The organism is Qingrenia yutianensis, assembly GCF_014385105.1.
Taxonomy (GTDB): Bacteria; Bacillota; Clostridia; order UMGS1810; family UMGS1810; genus Qingrenia; species Qingrenia yutianensis.
Genome location: NZ_JACRTE010000049.1, coordinates 1 through 2,436, shown reverse-complemented (window position 1 = coordinate 2,436; position 2,436 = coordinate 1). Strand labels below are relative to the sequence as shown.

Sequence of the window (2,436 nt, the reverse complement as noted above, 5' to 3'; positions counted from 1 at the left end):
TATGGCTTTATACAGAGCTTTAATCGAGGAACGGTTTGAAAAAGAAAATCAACCGCAGCAGCCGTTCTCCGAATATCTTGCAGAGCTTCACAAAGACGATAACGGCTCAAAAACCGTTGCCCTTATTCCTCTCGGTGATTTTTACGAAAGCTACGGCGAAGATGCGGAAAATGTGGCACAGGTACTTGATATAGCCGTAACCTCAAAACAAATTGAGGATAACACATACAAAATGTGCGGCTTTCCAAAGCATATACTTGACGAATACGCAAACAAGCTGCTTTATGCCGGGTATGATGTTGTCATTGCCGATGAAAACAGAAATTCGCACAGGCTTTTGTCGGCAGATAAAATTATACCCAAACAGGCACAGCAAGCGGAAAATGAGCCGAAGCAAGCAGAAACACAGCAGACGGAAGTGCAGACACCGGAGCCGGAGGAAAATGCCGAAATTCTTGTCGGAACGGAACTCACCATTGATGACCGCAAATTTGTTGTAGACAGCGTAAACACTGACTTTAACAAGGTGTCATTAAAGGATATAACCTTTCAAAACAGTACGGGTTTTCCCATATTCCGCAGTGAGAGCATAGATTTTGTCAAGAGCATAATTGCGGAGCAGGCAAAACCGCAGCTTACGGCGGAATTTCAAAAGGCAAAGCCGCAGAGAGTACAAAACACGGTTGTATATCCCGAAATACCGTTATCGGAAAGACGCAATTTCCAAATTACAAATGATGAACTCGGTTACGGTACTCCGAAAGAGAAATTTAAGAGGAATATTGATGCCGTAAATTTACTTCATAATCTTGAATTTGAACACCGTCTTGCCACTCCAGAAGAACAGGAAATATTATCACAGTATGTCGGCTGGGGCGGTCTTGCAGACGCATTTGATGAATCCAAAGAAAATTGGTCGGAGGAATTTAAGGAGCTATACACCACTCTTTCCCCTGATGAGTATGAGCAAGCGAGAGCGTCAACACTTACCGCACACTTCACTCCGCCTGTTGTAATCAAGGCAATGTATAAGGCACTTTCCAATATGGGCTTTACGCAGGGTAACATCTTGGAGCCGTCGTGCGGAATAGGCAATTTTATGGGACTTATGCCGGAGAGTATGAGCGAGAGCAAAATGTATGGCGTGGAAATCGACAGTATAACGGGCAGAATTGCCGGACAGCTATATCAGAAAAATTCCGTTGCCATACAAGGCTATGAAAATTCCGAACTTCCCGACAGCTTTTTCGATGTAGCAATCGGCAATGTGCCTTTCGGAGATTTTAAGCTGCTTGACAAGAAATACAACAAACATAATTTCCTTATTCACGATTACTTTTTTGCGAAAACTTTGGATAAGGTGCGACCGGGCGGCGTTATAGCCTTTATCACCTCCTCAGGCACTATGGATAAGCGTACTTCAAAGGTGCGCAGATATATAGCTCAAAGAGCCGATTTAATCGGCGCTGTTCGCTTGCCGAATAACACCTTTAAGAAAAACGCCGGAACAGAGGTTACGGCAGATATTCTGTTTTTGCAAAAAAGAGAGCGTATGACAGATATAATGCCTGAATGGGTTGAAGTCGGTGAGTTTAGCGAGGGGCAGTTTGTAAACCGTTACTTTCTTGATAATCCCGATATGGTTATGGGCGAACTTAAAGAGGTCAGCGGTCCTTTCGGTCCTACGCTTACCTGTGAGCCGAATGAGGATATTTCACTTGCCGAGCAGCTTGACGGTGCAATTCAAAATATTCACGCAAGCATAACGGAATACGAATTTGACGATGTTTCAAATGATGAGGAGGTAACAATTCCGGCAGACCCGAATGTCAGAAATTTTAGCTTTACGGTTGTTGACGGAGATGTGTATTTCAGAGAGAACAGCCTTATGCGTAAGATTGAGCTGAACGCAACGGCAGAAAACCGTGTAAAAGGTATGATAGAGCTTCGGGACTGCGTGAGGACTTTAATCGAATATCAGACGGAAAACTATTCCGATGATGAAATTAAGGCACAGCAGGCAAAGCTGAACACGCTTTATGATAACTACACAAAGAAATACGGACTTATCAATTCCCGTGGCAATTCTCTTGCCTTTTCAGAGGACAGCAGTTATTTTCTGCTCTGCTCATTAGAGGTATTGGACGAGTACGGAGAACTCGAACGCAAAGCGGATATGTTTACAAAACGGACTATCCGTGCAAAGCACGAGGTAACAAAGGTTGATACGGCTGATGAAGCATTGGCGGTGTCGCTTGCGGAAAAGGCAAAGATAGACATTGCCTTTATGGAGAAATTATCGGGCAAAACCGAACAGCAGCTGTATGAGGACTTGCACGGCGTTATATTCTTAAACCCCGAACACGAAATATCGCCGGAATATGAGCCGAAATATCTGACCGCAGATGAATACCTTTCGGGCAATGTTCGTGAAAA

The 2,436-nt window shown here is 44.0% G+C and carries 1 protein-coding gene; it reads left to right on the top strand.

What is annotated here, in order from left to right; genetic code table 11:
* Positions 1 to 2,436, top strand: a 2,436-nt coding sequence (locus tag H8706_RS11870) for a MutS N-terminal domain-containing protein (protein WP_394354576.1), incomplete at both ends; no start/stop codon positions are given.